Below are 22,416 nucleotides of genomic sequence, written 5' to 3'. Positions count from 1 at the left end.
TAAATTTTTGACTAAATAAAAGTCAAACGAATAAATATTTAAGTGGGCAAAGAAACAGGAAAAGGATAAGATGCAGTTGCAGGACAGAACAATAGTACACATGGATTTAGACACCTTTTTTGTATCGGTTGAACGGCTGATAAACTCAAAACTGAAAGACAAACCTGTTATCATTGGCAGTTTATCCGACAGAGGTGTGGTGGCCAGTTGCAGCTATGAAGCCAGAATGTTTGGGGTGCATTCGGCCATGCCCATGAAAATGGCCCTGAATTTATGCCGGGATGCGGTTGTGATCAGGGGCGATATGGATTTGTACACCAAATATTCGCGCCTGGTTACCGATGTAATTGCTGACTCTGCCCCACTCTACGAAAAAGCTTCGGTTGATGAACATTACCTCGATATCACAGGCATGGATCGTTTTTTTGGCTCAGCCAAATGGACACATGAACTGCGGCAAAAAATCATCAGCGAAACGGGGTTGCCCATCTCCTATGGTTTGTCAGTAAACAAAACCGTATCGAAAATTGCTACCGGCGAGGCCAAACCCAATGGCGAAAAACAAGTGGATAAACCTAATGTAAAACCGTTTTTAAACCCGCTCTCCATTCGTAAAATTCCCATGATTGGAGCAAAAACGTATCAGCTGCTAAGGTCGATGGGCGTATCGACGATTGAAACACTGGGCGCAATTCCGGTAGAAATGATGGAGAGTGTACTTGGCAAAAACGGCATTGAAATCTGGCGCAGAGCAAACGGAATCGATTTCAGCAAAGTAATTCCCTATTCAGAAGAAAAATCAATGAGCTCAGAACAAACGTTCGAAACGGACACCATAGATGCAGTTATGCTGGAGCAAATCCTGGTTGCAATGACGGAAAAACTCTGTTTCAAGCTGCGCAAAAAAGAGAAGCTCGCCTCGGTGGTTACCGTAAAAATCAGGTATGCCAATTACGACACGCACACCCTGCAAAAAAAAGTGACCTACACTTCATTCGACCATGTACTTATCGATACTGCCAAATCACTTTTCAGAAAACTCTACCACCGGCGAATGTTGGTGCGGCTGATAGGAGTAAAACTGGGCGGTCTGGTTCACGGGTTTCAGCAACTCAATCTTTTTGAAAACAACGAAAAACAAATCCAGCTGTACCTCTCCATGGATAAAATCAGGCGACGCTATGGTGCAAATGCCATCAGAAAAGCTTCAGGAATAATTAAAAATTAGTTTATGCTGCTGAATGTACATTCCTATTACAGCCTGCGCTATGGCACGCAGAGCATCGACCAGCTGCTCGAAAATGCCGGAAGAAACCAGGTGGATGCAATGGCGCTTACCGACATCAATACCACGATGGGAATTCCGGAGTTTGTAAAAAAAGCGAAAGCTGCCGGCTTAAAACCAGTTGCAGGCGTTGAAGTAAAAAACGGAGATGAACTGCTGTTTATTGGAATTGCAAAAAATAACACGGGCTTTAAAGAGCTGAATGATTACCTCACGTGGCACAACCTGGAGAAAAAGGAGTACACATCAGAAGGATGGCTATTCAGCCAGGTAGTTATTATTTATCCTTTTGGTACAAAAGAACCGGGCGAGTTGAAAGACTATGAATTTACCGGGATACAACCGGCGCAATTAAACAAGCTGTTTACTTCCCCGTACAAAAACTGTCAGGATAAACTCCTCATCTGGCAGCCGGTGACTGTTACCGACAAAACAAGCTGGTTTTTACACAAAAGCCTCCGGGCAATTGACCACAATACGCTTATCAGCAAATTACTTCCCGGACAGTTTGCGCATCAAAATGAAACCATGGTTTCAACTGAAAAACTGAAATCAGTATTTCAAAACCATGCCGCCATCATCCGGAATACCGAAAAAGTTATGGAGGCCTGTTCCATTGATTTTGATTTTACAACGATTAAAAATAAACAAACGTTCAGCCAGTCGAAATACGACGATAAACTGTTGCTTCACAAACTGGCAATGGACGGATTGGGTTACCGCTACGGCCGAAACAACCCGCTTGCCAGGGAACGGTTGCTTCACGAGCTCGAAATTATCGACAAACTGGGCTTCTCGGCCTATTTTCTTATCACCTGGGACATTATCCGATACAGCATGGCCAGGGGATTTTACCATGTGGGCAGGGGAAGCGGAGCCAACAGCATTGTGGCTTACTGCCTGAAGATTACCGACGTGGATCCCATAAAACTCAACCTCTATTTTGAACGGTTTTTGAATCCCAAACGCACCAGCCCGCCTGATTTTGATATTGATTATTCATGGAAAGACCGCGACGAGGTGCAGGATTACATTTTCAAACGCTACGGAAAAAATCATACCGCTCTGCTGGGCGCTACTTCAACCTTCAAAAACAAATCCATTTTCAGGGAGCTGGGCAAAGTATTTGGATTGCCAAAAGAAGAAATTGACCTGCTGATACAGGATCCTGCAAATGACTATAACAACTATGAAATTGCCCGGATGATAAACACCCTCGGCGCTCAAATGGCCGATTTCCCGAACCTGCGCACAGTTCATGCAGGCGGAATTCTGATTTCGGAAAAACCAATCACCTGCTACACTGCCCTCGATTTGCCCCCCAAAGGATTCCCAACCACCCACTGGGATATGTACATTGCCGAGGAGATGGGATTTGAAAAATTAGACATCCTGAGCCAGAGGGGAATCGGCCACATAAGGGAAGCGGTGGAAATTATTCAGGAAAACACTGGTGATGAAGTGGATATCAAAAAAACGGATAAGCTTTTTGAAGATGAAAAAGTTAAAAATCAACTTAAAAACGGCGAAACAAATGGCTGTTTTTATATTGAAAGCCCGGCCATGCAGGGGCTGCTGAAAAAACTTAAGTGCGACAATTACATCAGCCTTGTGGCTGCAAGTTCCATAATCCGGCCGGGGGTGGCAAAATCGGGGATGATGAAAGAGTACATCAAACGGTTTCACAATCCCGAAAACATAAAATACCTGCACCCGGTTATGAAAGAACAGCTGGCTGAAACCTACGGGGTAATGGTGTATCAGGAAGATGTAATAAAAGTGGCGCATCATTTTGCAGGACTGGATTTGGCAGAATCCGATGTACTGCGAAGGGCCATGTCGGGGAAATATCGCTCGCTGAAAGAGTTCAAACGGATAGAGGATAAATACTACAGCAACTGCAAAAAACGCGGTTATCCGGATGAAATCACACAGGAAGTCTGGCGCCAGATTGAATCCTTTGCTGGTTACTCCTTCTCAAAAGCGCACTCTGCCTCATACGCCGTGGAAAGCTTCCAGAGCCTTTACCTGAAAGCGCACTATCCGCTAGAATTCCAGGTGGCTGTTATCAATAACTTTGGAGGATTTTACAGCTCGTGGGTGTACATAAATGAAGCCCGCAGGCAGGGAGCAACCATTGAACTGCCCTGTGTAAACAACAGTAATGAACTGACACACATCCGTGGCATTATAATTTACCTGGGATTTACTCATGTGCAAAACCTCGAACAAACAACCATCGAACTGCTGATTAATGAGCGAAACTGTCATGGAAATTACCACTCACTTATTGATTTTACAGAGCGGGTTCCAATCACAAAAGAACAACTGATAATTTTAATCAGACTGGGCAGTTTCAGGTTTACCGGCAAACAAAAGTCACAGCTTTTGTGGGAAGCTCATTTGCACCTGAAAAAACCTGCAAAACAACACCACACACCCGGCCTGTTTGGCAGCGAACATAAAAAATTTCAGTTGCCGACGTTTCAGCATGAAAAGCTGGAAGACGCTTACGATGAAATTGAACTGCTGGGGTTCCCGCTGAGCGTAAACAATTTTGATATGCTGCAAACCAGCTTCAGGGGGCAAATAATGGCCAGAAACCTCGCGAATAATATCGGCCGAAAAGTAAAAATGACCGGCAACCTGGTAACCATAAAATACGTGCGTACCATCAAAAGAGAAATTATGCATTTTGGCACTTTCCTCGACTATACCGGTGAATTTTTCGACACCGTTCATTTTCCGGATTCATTAAAAAAATACCCGTTCAGGGGGAATGGAGTTTACCTGATTCTGGGCAAAGTGGTGGAAGACTTTGGCTTCCCTTCGCTCGAAGTTGAAAAGCTGGCAAAACTGCCATACAAACCAAATCCGAAAGAGTGAAAACCGAAGAGGCAGATGAATAAAAAACAGAAAAAAATCATTTTAATTCTTTCGGTGGAATTATTTTTCATAAGGATTAATTCCGCCAACGCGTATAAATCAAAATTTAAAAGCAATGACAGATTTAAAAGTAAAAATTGAAGGTAAGGCACAAACGATTGCCCGTTTTACAGCACAAGCACGACAGTTTAAAATCGAAATAGATGAGCCGCCGGCACCTTGGGGATAAAGATCTGGCGGCAAACCCAGTAGGATACTTGTTGGCAAGTTGCGCCGGCTGCATAAATGTTGTAGCCCATTTAACCGCCCGCGAATTGGGCATTACGTTTAAAAAACTTAATATCACCATTGAAGGAAATCTCAATCCAGCAAAACTTTTGGGAGATTCCAACGATGAAAGGGCTGGCTTTAAACAAATTGATGTGCAATTTTCACCTATTACCGATGCTACCCCTGGTCATATTGAAAACTGGATAGAAACCATAAAAAAAACGATGCCCGGTAAACGATAACCTTTCTTCTCCCACTCCTCTGACATTTAATTATATTCAGAATTCAGAAAGAAGAACCGGTAGTTATATAATTTGTATCATACATAATCACCTGGAAGATAAATATAGAGGTTGAAGTGCTAAAAACACTTGCAAATGAATATGAAATAAGGGATAACAGCGATATGATTGCAACTGGAAAATCCCAAAATGTACTCTGGCTTCCTGGCATGCCGATAGGCTGATAGACTATGTAAAGGTTGGAGGGAAAATCTGGTACACGAAAGAGAACCGCGATAACTTCTTGATGAGAAATGTTGTTCAGGCGAAGCGGATGGACTTAACGACCTGCAGCAATTGAGGGAACTCCAAAATTGGGAACATACGAGAACGGGGCTGGTAATTTTTACCGGCCCTTTTTTTATGCTGTAGTTTGAAACACAAAGAGGACTAATTTTATTTTGAAGCCCCATGACGTTTTTCAAAAATTTATGTGCGATGGGCACGCTTGCATACTATTCATGTAAAAAATATTTTCACTGATGGGAAGGTATCCCCCGCCTTTATTCCTGAGATGTATAAGAGGATGTAAATATTAGCACTCTTAACCCCGGAAACCATCTTTGCAAGTATAATCCAATCTTGTTATAAAGGGCAGAAACCTGTGTATATAAATTCTGATTATATAATCACATTTTTGTATATCTTCATAAGGCACTGAACATGAGGCGAAAATGTTTTTGCGATGTAGAGATAATTCTACAGTATTTATTTCAAGAAAGGTGAATGTCAGAGTCTAAGTAAGAACCAGGAAATATGGTATTCGTCATCAATCGTCGGCAACAGACCCGCCAACCTTTTGAAAGCGTTTTATGAGAGCTGACTTTAAAGGTATAAAACGCATTCAAAATCCTGCGGATGCCTTCGGCAGGTTGTCATGTCTTTTGCGGCTCCTCAATCTTCCTCATGGCTGCTTTCTCTGGATTTTAAGCCCATGCAGTCGGTTCCTTGGTGCAAGCGCTTAAAATCCAGCCGCAGCCCGTGTATGGCTCGCCTGCGGGTCGCTTCGGGCTTCAACCGGGGTTGTTGATTTGCCTCCGGCAGGTAGGCGGTTTCGTGTGTTCCGTTTCACTTCACACATGTGCTGCAAGCCGATTTCATCCTTCAATCTGTCTCTTGCACCACCCTCGCTCCACTCGCAGACGGCTCGCGATGCTTGACCCCGGACCGCAACCCATTCCGCAAGCTTCATTCATTGCAGCCGGGTTCAGCCGTAGGATTGTTAGTTAGTTTATTTAGCCTAGCCGAGATAGTAAGCAATTGTTTTTAAATATTATAATGGTTTCTGTTAAGAATTTTATAGTTTTATAGTTCCATTTTTTCTGAACCATGAACGATCAACCAAAACTGCATCAATTACTCGAAATGCTTCTTTTTCTGTCCTCCGGCCTGAGGTACAAAATTGATGAAATTGCTGAACGTTTTGATATTACCACCCGAACTGTCCATCGATATATAAAAACCTTCAGAGATGCAGGATTTGTTATTCCAAGACCTACGGATGGTTATTACTTTATCGATAAAAATTCCCCCTATTTTAGGGAAATCAGTGAACTCGTGCACTTTTCAAGGGAAGAAGCAGTCATCCTGCAAAAAGCAATTCATTCCATCGATAACGAGAATCTGCTGAAACAAAACCTGGTGAATAAGCTCTATGCTTTGTATGACTTTGACCGGGTTGCCAATACCATCGTCAAAAAAGAGTATTCAGAGAACATTCATCAGCTCATACAGGCTATAAGGCTTAAAAACCAGGTAATTCTGAAAGAGTATCTATCAGCCAACAGCAATGAGGCGCGTGACCGTTTGGTGGAACCTTTTGATTTTACCACCAATTATGTTGCAACCTGGGCTTATGACGTTCATGACAGATGTTGTAAAACGTTCAAAAATACCAGGATAAAATCTGTTCATATACTTCCAAATCTCTGGGAGAACGAAATAAGCCATAAAAAACTACCAATCGATGTATTCCGGATTAGTTCGGATCGGCAAACTGAGGTTACTCTGGAACTTTCCATTCGCGCCTGCGAACTGCTGAAAGAAGAATATCCGCTGGCCGAAGAATACATTCAACAATTAAACGACAAAGAATACCAGTTTGCTGCTCCTGTTTGTGGGTTCGAGGGTGTAGCACGGTTTGTAATGGGTTTATACGACGAAATTGAAGTAATTGGCCCCGGGGAGTTGAAAAAATTTTTGAAAAATAAAGCAGAAAAAATCCTAACTGACACAGGTTGACAGTTTGATGTATTTACTTGTGTTCCTGATTTAAAATGAAATGAATGTCATCAATAGCAGACAAACATATTATTAAATACAATCGCACCAATGAGATTTAAACTTACATTAAACCGCACCACAAAGCAACGCATGTTGCCTATGGATTACCAGTATTACGTCAGTGCCTGGATTTACAAAGTACTGAAGCAAGCTGACCAGGATTTTGCGCAATTTTTACACGAAAAAGGTTATGGAGGCCAAGGCGAAACCAAATTGTACAAACTGTTTTGCTTCTCCCGGTTAAACTTTGGAAAGCCCAACCTTTGGAAAGAGAAAAAATTGTTTGAGATATCAGCACATGAAATAGGTTTGCAAATTTCGTTTGATGTGCCCGAAGCAGCTACCAACTTTATTAAAGGTCTGTTTATGTCCCAGGAATTTTATCTGGGCGACAAATTTAATGGCATCGATTTTAAAGTGTCAAAGGTTGAGGCACTCCCTGAGCCAGATTTCACCGAAACAATGAAATACCGGCTGCAAACTCCCTGGGTGGTTAGCTACATGACCGAAAATGACAAATACCCACAGTACCTTTCACCCGAAGACGATATGTTTGAACAACGTGCAATCAAGCACCTGGTTGAAAAATATAACAATACAAGAGACGGCGAGGTTATTTCGCAGGAAAAAATCCGGTTCAAGCGGATTAGTGATTTCAAACGGGCTGGTTTTGTGATGAAGCCCGGGACCAGGGAAGAAACGAGGGTAATCGGCAATTTGTTTGAATTTGAATTGACAGCCCCGGTAGAAATAAACCGGATGATTTGGAGTGCCGGTGTGAGCGAGAAGAGTAGCAGTGGATTTGGATGGGTGGAAAGATATTGATATCAAATATGAGAGCGTAGTGCTCAGAAAGATAAACAACATTTAGAATACAATAATTATGAGCTTACAAACAATCATTCAAATCGGGCATAAAATTAGAAATGAACTGAGCAAGGAAGAGAGTCTTCAGTATCACAGATTTGTAAAAAAGGCACCTGAATACAGTGCAAAACAACCTTATACTTATTATCAGATAGATGTAAAAGAAAATTTTGAAATAGACTATAGTTCTTTGCATGAAGTAAGTGACCAAACGATTATCAATAACAAGTTTTATTATTTGAAATTTAAAACCGGTGAAGCTGACAGTTTGGTGAAATATATGTTCGGAGATATAGCCTATCCAGAATTTTTTAAACCAGATAATCCTGAAAATAAGGCTGCTGGGTTTAGAGTAAATTCATTTTTTCGAGGGAAAGAAGATGCATCGAAAATTCAAAATGAAAAATTGAAAGTCTTTCGTATGAGTCTTGAAAAACAGATGGATTCGCTTTTAGAAATATTTCAAGAAAAGGAATTCTGTTACATTCATTTCAATTTTTCAGGAAAATGCTGGTATGAAACTGATGTCTTTGATGAAATAGAAAGTGCTATTGTTTCAAACTTTATCAAAGAAGATGACGGACATATAAGTTTAAGTGCCTTTTTAACACGCACACTTGTAGAATCGGAAGGCAGATTACCTAATTTCAGTAATTCCAATACCTATAAATCCAAATATTTTAATGGCTTTGATGAGGTGAAAGATTTACTCTATGGTTTGGATTTTCAACAAAAAAGCAAAGTAAATGTGGGGAAGGAAATAATGATTAATATGCTTCCCAAAGGGCGACTTGCAGCTAAAGGAATCTTGGCATACTATGACAAAAAATCAAAGTACGATTATAAAAATCCGAAACCAGAAGATACAGACCCATTTGCAGAACCGTTCATTAATCCTGAAATAGATGGAATTGAAAAATATGACATTGTATTTTCAAAACGCTCAAAGCCAATCGGAGTCGATTTGCTGGAAATGACCGATGTAAATCAGAATCTGCTTTTAAGAGTCAACCGAAAAATAAGAAAAGCAAAAACAGAATTGAATTACAAATACACCATCGATTTTGCTCTGAAAATGCTTTTCGATGATAAAAAATATACCAGCCACCTTTTAAAGATATTACCGCTGATATATAAAGACAACTATTACTCCGATGATTTATTACTCCCGGCTCTGATTCAAAAAACGGAATATGGAATCAGAAACGGGAAAGGAGGATTTTTAACTTATGCTTATCACTACTATTTTTTATCAAAACTTCAAATAAACAATACCATTATGGAAATAAGACAATCAAAAAGTTACCTGTTGGGTACTAAACTGGGTATCATGGCTAAGCCTGTTGCCCACAGTATTAAATCATTCGAAAAGGCTTACGTCGGAAATCTTTCGCAACGTATAGCTCGTTTAGACAATTTAGTTGAATTTGTCAATTATATGAATGAAAAATTAATGATTCATCAAAAAGGCTATCCAAGTGTAAAAGAAGCTTCCAGAGAATTAACAGTCATTTTAGACTCCTTTCCGAAAGAAGAAAAATACAATCGGCATTATTGCGCTTTAGGCTTTTTTGAAACCTACTATACCTATTTCAAGGAAGAAGTAGAAATTAAGGAACAAACAGCAACAACAGAAAATGAATAATAAACTTAAAAAATTATCACTATGTCAACATTAACAGAGAAATCAGAAATTATCTTTTTGTATGAGAGTAAATACTCAATGCCGAATGGCGACCCTTTTACAGGAGAACAGCGCTATGATGAAGAAACAAAAAAAGTATTGGTGAGTGATGTCCGCATAAAACGCTTTATACGTGATTACTTGCACAATATTGGAGGAACAATTTATGTAATCAACGACAAAGAACAAATTGGAGAAGGAGTTTCTGGTTCAGCATCTGCGGCAAGAGTGCAGAGTTTAAGAGATAAATTTGCTGAAAAATTAAAAATAGCTGAAAAAGCAGCTAAAGATAACAAGGACAAGTCCTTTAATTCGAACTTATTCGTTTTGAAAGAATGTATTGATGTAAGATTATTTGGCGGGATATCAACTGAAAAGAAAGGGAATGTAAATCTTACAGGTCCGGTTCAATTTGCTTTGCTCAATCCATCTTTAAACTCAGTTGATTTGCGTATGCACCAAAATACTTCCGTATTTTCATCTGATGTTTCTAAATCTGGCGGAGCAATTGGTACCACGTCTTTAGTACCTTATTCACTGAATCAAATTCATGGTTGGATTAATCCTTTTGCAGCCAAACTTTCAGGATTGGAAGATAAAGATGTCGATAAAATGTTTGAAGCTCTTTGGAAAAGCATTAATAATGCAAATACCCGAAGTAAATCCAACCAAAGTTCACTCCTTTTATTGCAGTTGGTTTATGCAAAAGATACAGATAAAGTTTATGGAACCGACAAGTTGATTTCCTATACGTCAGACAAATTGGACGAACAATTGAGAGATATTTCCGATGTTACTTTTGATTTTGGAGCATTAAAAGAAGTAGCCACTTCGGACAAAATAAAAGAAGTAAAATACTATAGTGAATCGAAAGAAATTCTATCCCAATTAACCGGCTTGGGAGATAAATTCACAAAAATGAGCTTATAATTATGGATGCTCTATTACTGAAAATTTCAGGGAACTGGGGGCATTTCAAAAAGGTGGACACAAACAATAATCCATTAACGCACGATTTTATTACAAAAACGGCATTAATCGGACTAATTGGAGCTGTTAACGGAATTGAGCGACAACAAATGAAAGAATTGTTTCCCCAATTATCAGAAGATTTGCTTTATAGTGTCGCCTTAAACAATCAGGTTCGTAAGGAAAGCTGGGGATTTACGCTTCGGTCAGTTAAAGTAAACCTTGAAAAGTCTCCCTGGCAGTTTGAGTTTTTAAAACGCCCTGACTTTATGGTTGTGATTGCATTACAAAACAACAGAAGTCAAAATGTGTTTGAAAAATTCTGCACAAATATTGAACATGAAAATGCCTGTTACAACCCGACACTTGGACTGGCAAATTGTCCTGCCGATTTGTATTTTATTAGCAGAGCAACAGCGTCTGATAAGAAAATTGGAGATTTTGTAACGAAGGGGTTTATTTCAAAATATCATCAGATTGAGATAGGCAATGATTTCAATTTTCGTATCGGTTTTGAAAAAATCCCAACCTTTCAAAATAATGATTTTTGGAACGATCCCGACAAATACGCAGAACTCGCTTACTGTAGTGGAGAAAGTTGTTTTAAAGTAAAAAACGGCGAATATTACGATGTAAAAACTCCAAATGAAGAAACGCAATGGTATATGATTTAGAAGCAATAGAATCGCATCCAGACAAACCGCTAAAAGTTCATATTAACGGTGTTTGTCAAAAAGCATCTAAACGAACAGATAGTGTTTTGGCGAAATATGCCGCACTTTTTCATGATTTTGGGAAGGTTAATCCAAATTTCCAGAAAAAGTTACAAGGGATTAAGAGCGCTGGATATTCCCAGCACTCTTATATCTCTGCTTTTTCATTTCTTAACTGGTATTTAAGTAATCGGGAAGAAGCAAATCGCATTTTTGGTTCTGATGGACGAGATATAACGAAAATAAAGCTAATTACGGCAATTATTCTTCACCATCACGGAAATCTCCCCAATATGGATGAAAATATCTCGGCCAATTCAATGGACGCAATGATTGAATTTTTAGAAGCAAACTCAGATGAGCTTCCCATTTCAGCCTATTTGCAGAAGCAAATGTTATTTCAGCATAATTCTTTTACGGTTGATATAAAACCATGGTATAAAAATCAAATTCCCAATATCGATTTAGGAAGCAAAGAAATAGATTATTGGAAAAATGATAGTCTTAATTATTTTTTGGATACACAATTTTCTTTCGCGTCAGTTATAGAATCAGACAAAAGAGATGCCGGGGATAATGAATTATACAATTATTCCAATCTTTTATTTGATAGTATAAATGCTACAGAAAATTCATTCGAGAAACTTTTTGTGAATTTAGGAGCAAAGCCTCAAAGCGAATTAAATCAGTTAAGAACGGAGATAAGAAAAGAAGCGGTTTCGTTAGCTGAAAATTTATTGAACAATGGGCAAAGGGTATTTACTTTAGCAGCACCTACCGGTGCTGGAAAAACCTTTACATTACTTGACATTGCAAGAGAAATTCAACATCAGAAAGGAAATTTGGGAATTATTTATGCTTTACCTTTTCTCTCTATTACAGAACAGGTTCAGAATATAATTTCAAAAGAATTGAATATTGATGTGATGTCGGTTAATTCTAAATCATTTAATGAGCGTATTGAAAAAGCACAGAAAGAATATGAAACGGAACAAACATCTGATAAATTAAGGGCTTTATTGGTTGAGGATTTTATTGAAAATACTTTTGACCATCCGTTCATTATAACAACTTTTGTCCAGTTTTTTGAAACTCTTGTCAGCAATCGGAATTCAACTTTGTTGAAATTGCCAAACTTTTCAAATAGAATTTTCCTAATTGACGAATTTCAGGCTCTTCCTCCACGGTTGTACATCTTCTTTTCGGCTTGGCTCGATACTTTCTGTAAAAAATACAATTCGTATGCTGTATTATCAACAGCAACAATGCCAAACTTAAATTTTCCTAATAAAGTTGAATTGGAGAACAATCAAAATTATGTATTAAAAAATCCCCAGTTGTTATTTAAAGAATATTCTGTTCCGACAGATTTATTGAGATCTCAAAAGTTCTTTGAGAATGATGTTTTTAACCGATACAAAATAAATGTCATAGAAGAAGAACTTAGGCTTGAAAATTTAAAATTGAGAATACTTCAGGAAGAAAAATCATCTTTAATCATTCTTAATACTATTCAGGATACAAAAGATTTATACACCGAGTTAAAGGGAAACGGGAATGTTATATTATTAAATACTCATTTCACACCGGAAGATAGATTATTAAAGATTGAAGAAGTCAAAAATCTACTTGCAACAGAAAAAGTAATATTAATATCAACACAGTTGATTGAAGCAGGTGTTGATATTGACTTTCCTGTTGTATATCGTGATTTATGTCCTTTACCAAGTTTGATACAAAGTGCAGGAAGATGCAATCGTAATAAAAAGCAGCCATTCGGACAAGTTTATTTATTTAGATTTATAAATAGCAAAGGAAAGTATAGTTCCGAATTGGTCTATCGGAATGAGGCCAAACTATTTCTTGATTTTATAAAGGCAAATATTCAAGGAATAATTCAAGAAAAGAATTTATTCTCCATCCAACAACGGTTTTTCCATTCAATTGCTCAAAATCTGGAAATAGGAACTTACCCTGAAGAAAATATAAATTTGATTGAGGAAGTCAATAAAGCACAATTTGAAAATGTTGGCAAATTTCAGTTGATAAACAATAAAATATTTGGAATTCAATATCAATTTTATGTTCCAAAAAATGATGAAGATTGCCAATTTGAAAGTTTAGCTGATTTAATATATTCCATATCAGATAATAACTATGAATCAGCACGTAAGTCAAAAATAGACATCAATATTCAATTAAAAAAGATGAGTAACCGAATTATTCGCGTGCGTATCATAAATTCTGCCGATTTCCCAACTTTAGCCTTTCAAGAACCAATATGTGGGATATACAAAATTGGGTTAAAGAATTACAATTCAGATATCGGCTTTAAGTTAAATAAGGAAGATGCTTTTCTATAACAATTTATAATGCTCATCACCGGCACCCATTTCAACTACTACCTCATTTGTCACCGGAAACTGTGGTTGTTCGCGAATGGAATCAACATGGAATCCAACTCCGATTTGGTGTACGAAGGAAGGCTCATCCATGAAACCTCCTATTCACGACGCAACGATAAATACCAGGAGATTACGATTGACGGGATTAAAATTGACTTTTACGACCGCAAAAACAAAGTGGTCCACGAGATTAAAAAGTCGGACAAGCATGAAGAGGCGCACGAATGGCAGGTGAAATATTACCTCTATGTGCTGGAACAAAATGGAGTAACGGGAGCTGCCGGATTACTTGAGTATCCGCGGCTGCACAAAACCACCGAGGTTTTGCTAACTACCCCCGACCGGGATGCTATTGCAGAGATGCTGACAAAAATAGAGTCTGTTATCCATGATGAAAATTGCCCGGATCGCATACAAAAGTCAAAATGTAAAAACTGCAGCTATTTTGATTTCTGCTGGAGCGGGGAGGAAGAAAAATGAAAAAGACCTACTATCTGTTTAATCCGGGCCGGCTTCAACGCCGCGACAATACATTGAAATTTACTCCCTACGATGAAGAGGGCAACGAACAAAAGCCACGCTTTCTTCCGGTGGAGAATGTGGGGGAACTGTATTGTTTCGGCAACCTCGATGCGAATTCGGCTTTATACAATTTCCTGGGACAACAACAAGTTCCGCTACACTTTTTCGATTATCATGAAAATTACACCGGTACGTTTATGCCACGCGAATCGCTTATTTCGGGGAAGATGCTGATTTCGCAGGTCAGGGAACAGCAAAACAGACAAAAACGAATAGCGCTTGCACAACGCATTCTCGATGGGGCAGCATACAACATGCTGAAAAACCTGAGGTATTACAACAGTCGCGGGAAGGACCTTGAACCAATTATCGATTGCATGCAGAAGCTGGCGGATAAAATTGCCGGCACTGCAACCATTGAAGAATTGATGGGAATTGAAGGCAACATCCGGAAAAACTATTACGAAGCATTTGAACTCATTATCAACGATTACAGCATGAGCGGACGCAGTTATCGCCCGCCGCGAAATAAGGTAAATGCATTGATTTCTTTTGGCAATATGATGTGTTACAGTCAATGCCTCCGCGCCATTCATCAAACCCAGCTAAATCCGGCCATCAGCTTTCTGCATGAGCCCGGCGAACGACGATTTTCGTTGTCGCTTGATATCGCCGAAATATTTAAACCCCTGCTTGTTGATCGGGTGATATTCAAAGTGCTGAATAAAAAAATGGTTCAACCGAACCATTTCGAGGAAAAACTGAATAGTGTTGTTTTAAAAAATGCCGGGCGTAAAGCTTTTGTGCAGGCTTTTGAAGATCGGTTAAATGAAACGATAAAACACCGCACGCTCTCCCGGTCGGTCAGTTACAAGCACCTGGTGAAGCTGGAATGTTACAAGCTGCAAAAACACATGCTTGGGATAGAAGAATACAAACCGTTTAAAATGTGGTGGTAATGTATGTAATAGCGGTTTACGATGTAGGACAAAAAAGAGTGGGTAAAATGCTGAAGCTGTGCCGGCGTTATCTAAACTGGATTCAGAACTCGGTATTTGAAGGTGAAATTTCAGAAGTCCGGTTAATGGAACTAAAGCATGAAGCACTGGAAATCATGGATGAAGAAGACGACAGCCTGATTATTTTTCAGACACGCCAGGAGAAGTGGCTGGAGAAGGAAATAGTGGGTAAAGAGAAGCAAAATCTGGACAATTTTCTTTGATGCAGGTTGTCGAACCTTTTATTTTTGGTTGGAATGAATTATTTAACGGCCTAAAATTAAATGGCATCGTTCTTTGACATATTGAAAACAAGCGATTTATATAACGTTGTCGATCACCCAGGAAAATTTCGTTTTGGGAGATCGACTATTTTATCATTCAAAATTGTGATATTTGCAGAAGTTAACTTGTTGAAGGTTAACTTATTTTTTTAAGTCGTCGAACGGCTATCAATCGTACCAACGTGGAATTGAAATGGGTTACCGTGCGTGCCGAGGAGTCGGCAGTGAGTTCTATCAATCGTACCAACGTGGAATTGAAATGCGTAACCGCCTTGTCGGTAGCCACCTGGTCTTTTACTATCAATCGTACCAACGTGGAATTGAAATCTCGTTGTTGGCCAGGGTTTTCCGAATACTCAGCACTATCAATCGTACCAACGTGGAATTGAAATATCCTTACTTCATCAGTTATTGTTGAAGGGTATATACTATCAATCGTACCAACGTGGAATTGAAATCCAGTAAGATAGCCCTCATAGCTTCCAACATAAATTCTATCAATCGTACCAACGTGGAATTGAAATAAGCTAAAGACAGTTACATGAAACTGTTTGACAACGCTATCAATCGTACCAACGTGGAATTGAAATGAGGCAGCCATGCCACATTGTTGACAACCCTCACTGTCTATCAATCGTACCAACGTGGAATTGAAATGTCATACAACTCGGTTGTTCTGTTTACGTTTATCCTATCAATCGTACCAACGTGGAATTGAAATGATGGAAGTCCTGATACAGAGCCAGTTAAAGTGTTGCTATCAATCGTACCAACGTGGAATTGAAATAAAAATCAGCGTGGACGCATTGCATTCAGCCTAACTATCAATCGTACCAACGTGGAATTGAAATTTAATAAAAGACCTTCCCATGCTGAACTGATTTTTCTATCAATCGTACCAACGTGGAATTGAAATTTCTGAAAAATCACTATTCTTTAATAAACTGCCTTTTCTATCAATCGTACCAACGTGGAATTGAAATGACTCTAAAGCAGCCTGAGCCATTATGGCCAAAGCGCTATCAATCGTACCAACGTGGAATTGAAATTCGTTATCGAAATCCAAACCAATAACCGGAAAACGACTATCAATCGTACCAACGTGGAATTGAAATATCTTCCCTGGTACTGAAAGGGTTGTTCGACACACCTATCAATCGTACCAACGTGGAATTGAAATTTTATCGGGTAGATTCAGCAGATGCTCAAGTTGACTATCAATCGTACCAACGTGGAATTGAAATTTGGTCTTTATGATTTTTAGGGTTTCTTGCAATCCTATCAATCGTACCAACGTGGAATTGAAATTTAAGTAACCGCCGATTGTTCGGTTGATTGCGCCCTATCAATCGTACCAACGTGGAATTGAAATAACTAAATAAGAAGCATAAAGCATTTCGGTAAAATCTATCAATCGTACCAACGTGGAATTGAAATTCAACAATAAACAACTCCCTTAGTTGTTCGTGCCAACTATCAATCGTACCAACGTGGAATTGAAATTTCCTTGTTTGAACTGACGGTCTTTTAATCCGAGCTTCTATCAATCGTACCAACGTGGAATTGAAATGCATACAACACGTGGTATAAAACATGGCGGGTTTCTATCAATCGTACCAACGTGGAATTGAAATTTGAGTATGCCTTCGGCTTTCTCGTCGAGCTTTTCTATCAATCGTACCAACGTGGAATTGAAATTTGCTAAAAGGTTGATTCATTTCAATCCCTTCGATCTATCAATCGTACCAACGTGGAATTGAAATTCGTTATCGAAATCCAAACCAATAACCGGAAAACGACTATCAATCGTACCAACGTGGAATTGAAATCAATTAATATTAGGTACTTATGAAGATGGTAGCGCTCTATCAATCGTACCAACGTGGAATTGAAATTCGCTTTACATTTTCACGCCTTGCATCGTCAAAATCTATCAATCGTACCAACGTGGAATTGAAATCTTAAATCCACCTGCATGGTTTCTTTCATTTTTGCACTATCAATCGTACCAACGTGGAATTGAAATGATGGTAATCCTGATACATCGCCTGTTAAAGTGTTCTATCAATCGTACCAACGTGGAATTGAAATGATGGAAGTCCTGATACATCGCCTGTTAAAGTATTGCTATCAATCGTACCAACGTGGAATTGAAATATGAATTACCAAGGCTATTGGAAGCTCCGCAATCGACTATCAATCGTACCAACGTGGAATTGAAATTTAAGTTTTCAATCCTGTTTGCTTTTTTGCTGCCTCTATCAATCGTACCAACGTGGAATTGAAATTCCAATATGGCTGTAATGATAATCTCCTTGTTGGCTATCAATCGTACCAACGTGGAATTGAAATTTGGAGTAATGCTCCGGTAATAAACGATGTTTGCCCTATCAATCGTACCAACGTGGAATTGAAATAAATATACTTTGATTATTTCGATGTAGATTATGACCTATCAATCGTACCAACGTGGAATTGAAATCAAACTGCTGTAATTGATGGAGAATTGGTAGTTCACTATCAATCGTACCAACGTGGAATTGAAATGAGACAAGATTGGTAAGTTCTGACCACCCTACTCGACTATCAATCGTACCAACGTGGAATTGAAATATGAGGATGAGTGGTTAAAGCAAATTGAAATAGAACTATCAATCGTACCAACGTGGAATTGAAATTTATAAATTCAGGGATAATCTTAAAAAAGAAATTGCTATCAATCGTACCAACGTGGAATTGAAATAAAGATATGGATTAAAAAGTTACATCAACCTTGTGCTATCAATCGTACCAACGTGGAATTGAAATTTGTATAATTTCAGTTTTCCCAGCCATCCCGCTTACTATCAATCGTACCAACGTGGAATTGAAATGGGATTTAGGACTTTCCGACAAAAAAGAATTAACACTATCAATCGTACCAACGTGGAATTGAAATATTGTACTTTAAATAATTCCCAAACCGGGAACAGGACTATCAATCGTACCAACGTGGAATTGAAATAACGGAGATTACAAATGCTACTGATGAAGAGATGACTATCAATCGTACCAACGTGGAATTGAAATTCGAGTAATAAGCAGTCAAAGTACCTCCAGCCGTTCCCTATCAATCGTACCAACGTGGAATTGAAATTTGGAAGAAACGTTGGAAGATTCTATTAAGATTGCCTATCAATCGTACCAACGTGGAATTGAAATATAGATTAACGCGCGCTTATGATATGTTTGGCAAGCTATCAATCGTACCAACGTGGAATTGAAATTTGAAGGACGCTATATTGAAGTGGTGAATTTCGATATACTATCAATCGTACCAACGTGGAATTGAAATAATTATCCAGTTGGGTTGGTATAACACCTGGTCGGCTATCAATCGTACCAACGTGGAATTGAAATTTGTAAACCGCATACCCACTCCCGGCCAGAAATATTCTATCAATCGTACCAACGTGGAATTGAAATACGGTAGCGGCGAAGCCAAATTTGATATTTCGGGTTCTATCAATCGTACCAACGTGGAATTGAAATACGGTTATGCTCAATACAAATTATGGCTGCTGGAAACTATCAATCGTACCAACATGGAATTGAAATGATGTAGCCAATCCAGCCAACGAAACCGAAACATCCTATCAATCGTACCAACGTGGAATTGAAATTGAGGTACGACCTTAGCGGGATGAATCAAAGTATGCTATCAATCGTACCAACGTGGAATTGAAATTGCTTAACCCGGAGTAGGCAACATCGAGAAAACAGCCCTATCAATCGTACCAACGTGGAATTGAAATCTCATAGCTTATCCTTTTTTAATTTACCGGAAACGCTATCAATCGTACCAACGTGGAATTGAAATAATGTGGGGATTGTTTCATACCTGGGAGCCAATGATCTATCAATCGTACCAACGTGGAATTGAAATAGGATATTGGCCTTTAGGGTTAAGACCAGTACTGGCCTATCAATCGTACCAACGTGGAATTGAAATTAGGGATAGGATTGTCCCAATCGTATAAGCGGCGGCTATCAATCGTACCAACGTGGAATTGAAATGAGTATGCAGGTAGGTACTTTCTCATTACGGTTTACTATCAATCGTACCAACGTGGAATTGAAATGGGTGTCATCATCTGCGGCAACGGCATCGGTACAAACTATCAATCGTACCAACGTGGAATTGAAATTTGGACATTACAGGTTGGCGAATTACCTCTGATGCTATCAATCGTACCAACGTGGAATTGAAATAATTATCCAGTTGGGTTGGTATAACACCTGGTCGGCTATCAATCGTACCAACGTGGAATTGAAATTTATGGCCAAAGCGGGAATTTTAGTTTTTGCTTGAACTATCAATCGTACCAACGTGGAATTGAAATACGGTAGCGGCGAAGCCAAATTTGATATTTCGGGTTCTATCAATCGTACCAACGTGGAATTGAAATACGGTTATGCTCAATACAAATTATGGCTGCTGGAAACTATCAATCGTACCAACGTGGAATTGAAATGATGTAGCCAATCCAGCCAACGAAACCGAAACATCCTATCAATCGTACCAACGTGGAATTGAAATTTCGGCAACCGGTTTGTTGTCGGCATAAAGTATGCTTCTATCAATCGTACCAACGTGGAATTGAAATGTGAGAATCAGGTATTTCGATATCAGCAAAAGTAAACTATCAATCGTACCAACGTGGAATTGAAATGAGCTTATCGGCGAGGTGGTTTACAACTGTTTCAAACTATCAATCGTACCAACGTGGAATTGAAATATGTTAATCGTGCTAATATTAGGGCAAGGTGCCAGGCTATCAATCGTACCAACGTGGAATTGAAATTGAGTATTTAGATACATGTGTTATTTGCGAAGAATCCTATCAATCGTACCAACGTGGAATTGAAATAAGGGGGAGAGAAGGAGGGGAAGGATAAAAAAGCCCTATCAATCGTACCAACGTGGAATTGAAATGGTGAACTTCTTTTTCGAAGACAAGGAAAGCAAAGTCTATCAATCGTACCAACGTGGAATTGAAATTCGGTTATTATCGCGTTGTCGTCAGTAGCCGGATCTATCAATCGTACCAACGTGGAATTGAAATTCATAAGCACTATTCCAATCATGCGGGTAGTTGCTCTATCAATCGTACCAACGTGGAATTGAAATACAGTAGATAGAACAACAATGCCACCAACTAAGGATCTATCAATCGTACCAACGTGGAATTGAAATGCGAGGAAGTCGTAAAATATACAATTGACCTGATACTATCAATCGTACCAACGTGGAATTGAAATACGATTGTAGCTACATTGACAGAAGCAAAATTAAACTATCAATCGTACCAACGTGGAATTGAAATTTCAATTGGTTACAGTCCGCTTCGTGAACAAAAGGATCTATCAATCGTACCAACGTGGAATTGAAATCCAAAAGGCAGGATTAGAAAAAACAGTTTTTAATGACTATCAATCGTACCAACGTGGAATTGAAATTGATTTTTTATGGCTGCTTCCGGGATTTGTTCTATACTATCAATCGTACCAACGTGGAATTGAAATGAGGTTAAGTTCAGCCAGATGAATTCTACCGACTTTCTATCAATCGTACCAACGTGGAATTGAAATAGGTCGGAGTTTGAAAAGGTATCAACCGGCACGAACTATCAATCGTACCAACGTGGAATTGAAATTTGCAAAAAACACACTTTCCTTAAAATCAGCAGGACTATCAATCGTACCAACGTGGAATTGAAATAAAAATATCTCCATTTCTTGTATTTCTCCTTAATACTATCAATCGTACCAACGTGGAATTGAAATGCGTAAAGAATATTTATGAATTTCTGCATGGTTATCCTATCAATCGTACCAACGTGGAATTGAAATAAGGAATTTAGCCAGCCCCTTTGAGCTTCCGGATCTATCAATCGTACCAACGTGGAATTGAAATATGTCAAGAAATGTAGTTTCAATTAACAATGCCCTATCAATCGTACCAACGTGGAATTGAAATTGATTTTAAATGGCTTCCAGAAACAACATCTGGACTATCAATCGTACCAACGTGGAATTGAAATTTGGTAATATTGCCGATGACTCGGACCAGAATTCGCTATCAATCGTACCAACGTGGAATTGAAATTTTGGAAAAGGTCATATTTATCCTAAAAGTGATGGTCTATCAATCGTACCAACGTGGAATTGAAATTCGTGAATTTCTCCGGTATGTCATCAAATGAATGCTATCAATCGTACCAACGTGGAATTGAAATATGATTGCACGGTTGCGCCGGCAGCGGCCAGTTGTGCTATCAATCGTACCAACGTGGAATTGAAATATCATATAATAGGTTTGCCCGGCAATGCTGCACTCCTATCAATCGTACCAACGTGGAATTGAAATTGTTGAACCTAATGTTCAATCGGGCTTTGTGATTCTATCAATCGTACCAACGTGGAATTGAAATGCATTTGAGCCGTCGATAGTGACCGTTCCAGACAACTATCAATCGTACCAATGTGGAATTGAAAGCACCTACATCGTTTCCATGTCCGAATCACCCATTGTCCTATCAATCGTACCAATGTGGAATTGAAATGTTATTAGTGTTGCTATTATTAATAATATTGAGCCTATCAATCGTACCAATGTGGAATCGAAAGCAGGCAGGGGAGTTCGGTATAGAAATGCTGCTATTACAATAGAATGATTTTAAGATTTTGCACCTTTTATTCATTGTTTGAGGTTAGTGGACTGTTATTCTGAAAATTAAGTGTGTTCTCCGCGCACTACCACACTATACCCGGCAAAAATTTTCTTCAAAATGGGGAAACACCCCCCGGGGGTCTGATATATATATATACGTAATCGAGGCCGGATATTTTTGAAATTGTATTCCTTTGAGTTGTTTACTACTTCCGTAGACTGAAACCCTGTCATTTCATTCTAAACCTGTAAAGACC

Annotated in this window: 12 protein-coding genes and 1 CRISPR repeat array; all 12 genes read left to right on the top strand. The window is 38.9% G+C overall.

Annotated elements, in window-relative coordinates; all coding sequences use genetic code 11:
• Positions 1-70 precede the first annotated feature (70 nt).
• The 12 genes from dinB (at position 71) to cas2 (ending at position 15,387) form a co-directional block, all read left to right on the top strand.
• On the top strand, positions 71-1,228 hold the full coding sequence (dinB, locus tag BUC07_RS15705) for a DNA polymerase IV (RefSeq protein WP_073171666.1): 1,158 nt from the start codon (positions 71-73) through the stop codon (positions 1,226-1,228).
• 3 nt (positions 1,229-1,231) lie between these two features.
• Positions 1,232-4,171 (top strand): DNA polymerase III subunit alpha, encoded by a 2,940-nt coding sequence (locus tag BUC07_RS15700; protein ID WP_073171663.1) that lies wholly within the window; start codon positions 1,232-1,234, stop codon positions 4,169-4,171.
• 203 nt (positions 4,172-4,374) lie between these two features.
• Positions 4,375-4,683, top strand: coding sequence for an OsmC family protein (locus BUC07_RS21150; RefSeq protein WP_073171660.1), 309 nt, complete (start codon positions 4,375-4,377; stop codon positions 4,681-4,683).
• 1,368 nt (positions 4,684-6,051) lie between these two features.
• Entirely contained in the window at positions 6,052-6,963 is a 912-nt protein-coding gene (locus BUC07_RS15690) for a helix-turn-helix transcriptional regulator (protein ID WP_073171657.1), read from the top strand.
• Positions 6,964-7,053: 90 nt separating this feature from the next.
• Entirely contained in the window at positions 7,054-7,830 is a 777-nt protein-coding gene (gene cas6, locus BUC07_RS15685; protein ID WP_073171654.1) for a CRISPR-associated endoribonuclease Cas6, read from the top strand.
• A gap of 58 nt (positions 7,831-7,888) precedes the next feature.
• Entirely contained in the window at positions 7,889-9,517 is a 1,629-nt protein-coding gene (locus tag BUC07_RS15680; protein ID WP_073171651.1) for a hypothetical protein, read from the top strand.
• A 21-nt stretch (positions 9,518-9,538) separates the two neighbouring features.
• Positions 9,539-10,486 carry a type I-B CRISPR-associated protein Cas7/Csh2 gene (gene cas7b / locus BUC07_RS15675; RefSeq protein ID WP_073171648.1) on the top strand — a complete coding sequence of 316 codons (948 nt, stop codon included), beginning with the start codon at positions 9,539-9,541 and terminating at the stop codon, positions 10,484-10,486.
• A gap of 2 nt (positions 10,487-10,488) precedes the next feature.
• Entirely contained in the window at positions 10,489-11,199 is a 711-nt protein-coding gene (cas5, locus tag BUC07_RS15670; protein ID WP_073171645.1) for a CRISPR-associated protein Cas5, read from the top strand.
• Positions 11,184-13,601, top strand: a complete 2,418-nt coding sequence (locus BUC07_RS15665; RefSeq protein WP_073171642.1) for a CRISPR-associated helicase/endonuclease Cas3 — start codon at positions 11,184-11,186, stop codon at positions 13,599-13,601. Before cas5 ends, BUC07_RS15665 begins: the two co-directional genes overlap by 16 nt.
• 9 nt (positions 13,602-13,610) lie before the next feature.
• Complete coding sequence (gene cas4, locus BUC07_RS15660) at positions 13,611-14,123, top strand: CRISPR-associated protein Cas4 (RefSeq protein WP_073171639.1); 513 nt, start codon at positions 13,611-13,613, stop codon at positions 14,121-14,123.
• Positions 14,120-15,124 (top strand): type I-B CRISPR-associated endonuclease Cas1b, encoded by a 1,005-nt coding sequence (gene cas1b, locus BUC07_RS15655; RefSeq protein ID WP_073171635.1) that lies wholly within the window; start codon positions 14,120-14,122, stop codon positions 15,122-15,124. The genes cas4 and cas1b overlap by 4 nt, the downstream gene beginning before the upstream one ends.
• A complete protein-coding gene (gene cas2, locus BUC07_RS15650) occupies positions 15,124-15,387 on the top strand; it encodes a CRISPR-associated endonuclease Cas2 (protein ID WP_073171632.1) in 264 nt (87 codons plus the stop codon). The genes cas1b and cas2 overlap by 1 nt, the downstream gene beginning before the upstream one ends.
• A 225-nt stretch (positions 15,388-15,612) precedes the next feature.
• Positions 15,613-22,116: direct repeats of the CRISPR family, unit length 30 nt; unit sequence CTATCAATCGTACCAACGTGGAATTGAAAT.
• Positions 22,117-22,416: the final 300 nt, after the last annotated feature.

Source organism: Tangfeifania diversioriginum (genome assembly GCF_900141875.1).
GTDB classification, from domain to species: domain Bacteria; phylum Bacteroidota; class Bacteroidia; order Bacteroidales; family Prolixibacteraceae; genus Tangfeifania; species Tangfeifania diversioriginum.
The sequence above is the reverse complement of the archived record's forward strand: the minus strand, read 5'-3'. Positions and strand labels throughout refer to the sequence as shown.

Excerpts from the sequence above, each read along its gene's own strand:
- dinB (WP_073171666.1), top strand. The coding sequence starts at position 71 with ATGCAGTTGCAGGACAGAACAATAGTACACATGGATTTAGACACCTTT.
- BUC07_RS15700 (WP_073171663.1), top strand. The coding sequence starts at position 1,232 with ATGCTGCTGAATGTACATTCCTATTACAGCCTGCGCTATGGCACGCAG.
- BUC07_RS21150 (WP_073171660.1), top strand. The coding sequence starts at position 4,375 with ATGAGCCGCCGGCACCTTGGGGATAAAGATCTGGCGGCAAACCCAGTA.
- BUC07_RS15690 (WP_073171657.1), top strand. The coding sequence starts at position 6,052 with ATGAACGATCAACCAAAACTGCATCAATTACTCGAAATGCTTCTTTTT.
- cas6 (WP_073171654.1), top strand. The coding sequence starts at position 7,054 with ATGAGATTTAAACTTACATTAAACCGCACCACAAAGCAACGCATGTTG.
- BUC07_RS15680 (WP_073171651.1), top strand. The coding sequence starts at position 7,889 with ATGAGCTTACAAACAATCATTCAAATCGGGCATAAAATTAGAAATGAA.
- cas7b (WP_073171648.1), top strand. The coding sequence starts at position 9,539 with ATGTCAACATTAACAGAGAAATCAGAAATTATCTTTTTGTATGAGAGT.
- cas5 (WP_073171645.1), top strand. The coding sequence starts at position 10,489 with ATGGATGCTCTATTACTGAAAATTTCAGGGAACTGGGGGCATTTCAAA.
- BUC07_RS15665 (WP_073171642.1), top strand. The coding sequence starts at position 11,184 with ATGGTATATGATTTAGAAGCAATAGAATCGCATCCAGACAAACCGCTA.
- cas4 (WP_073171639.1), top strand. The coding sequence starts at position 13,611 with ATGCTCATCACCGGCACCCATTTCAACTACTACCTCATTTGTCACCGG.
- cas1b (WP_073171635.1), top strand. The coding sequence starts at position 14,120 with ATGAAAAAGACCTACTATCTGTTTAATCCGGGCCGGCTTCAACGCCGC.
- cas2 (WP_073171632.1), top strand. The coding sequence starts at position 15,124 with ATGTATGTAATAGCGGTTTACGATGTAGGACAAAAAAGAGTGGGTAAA.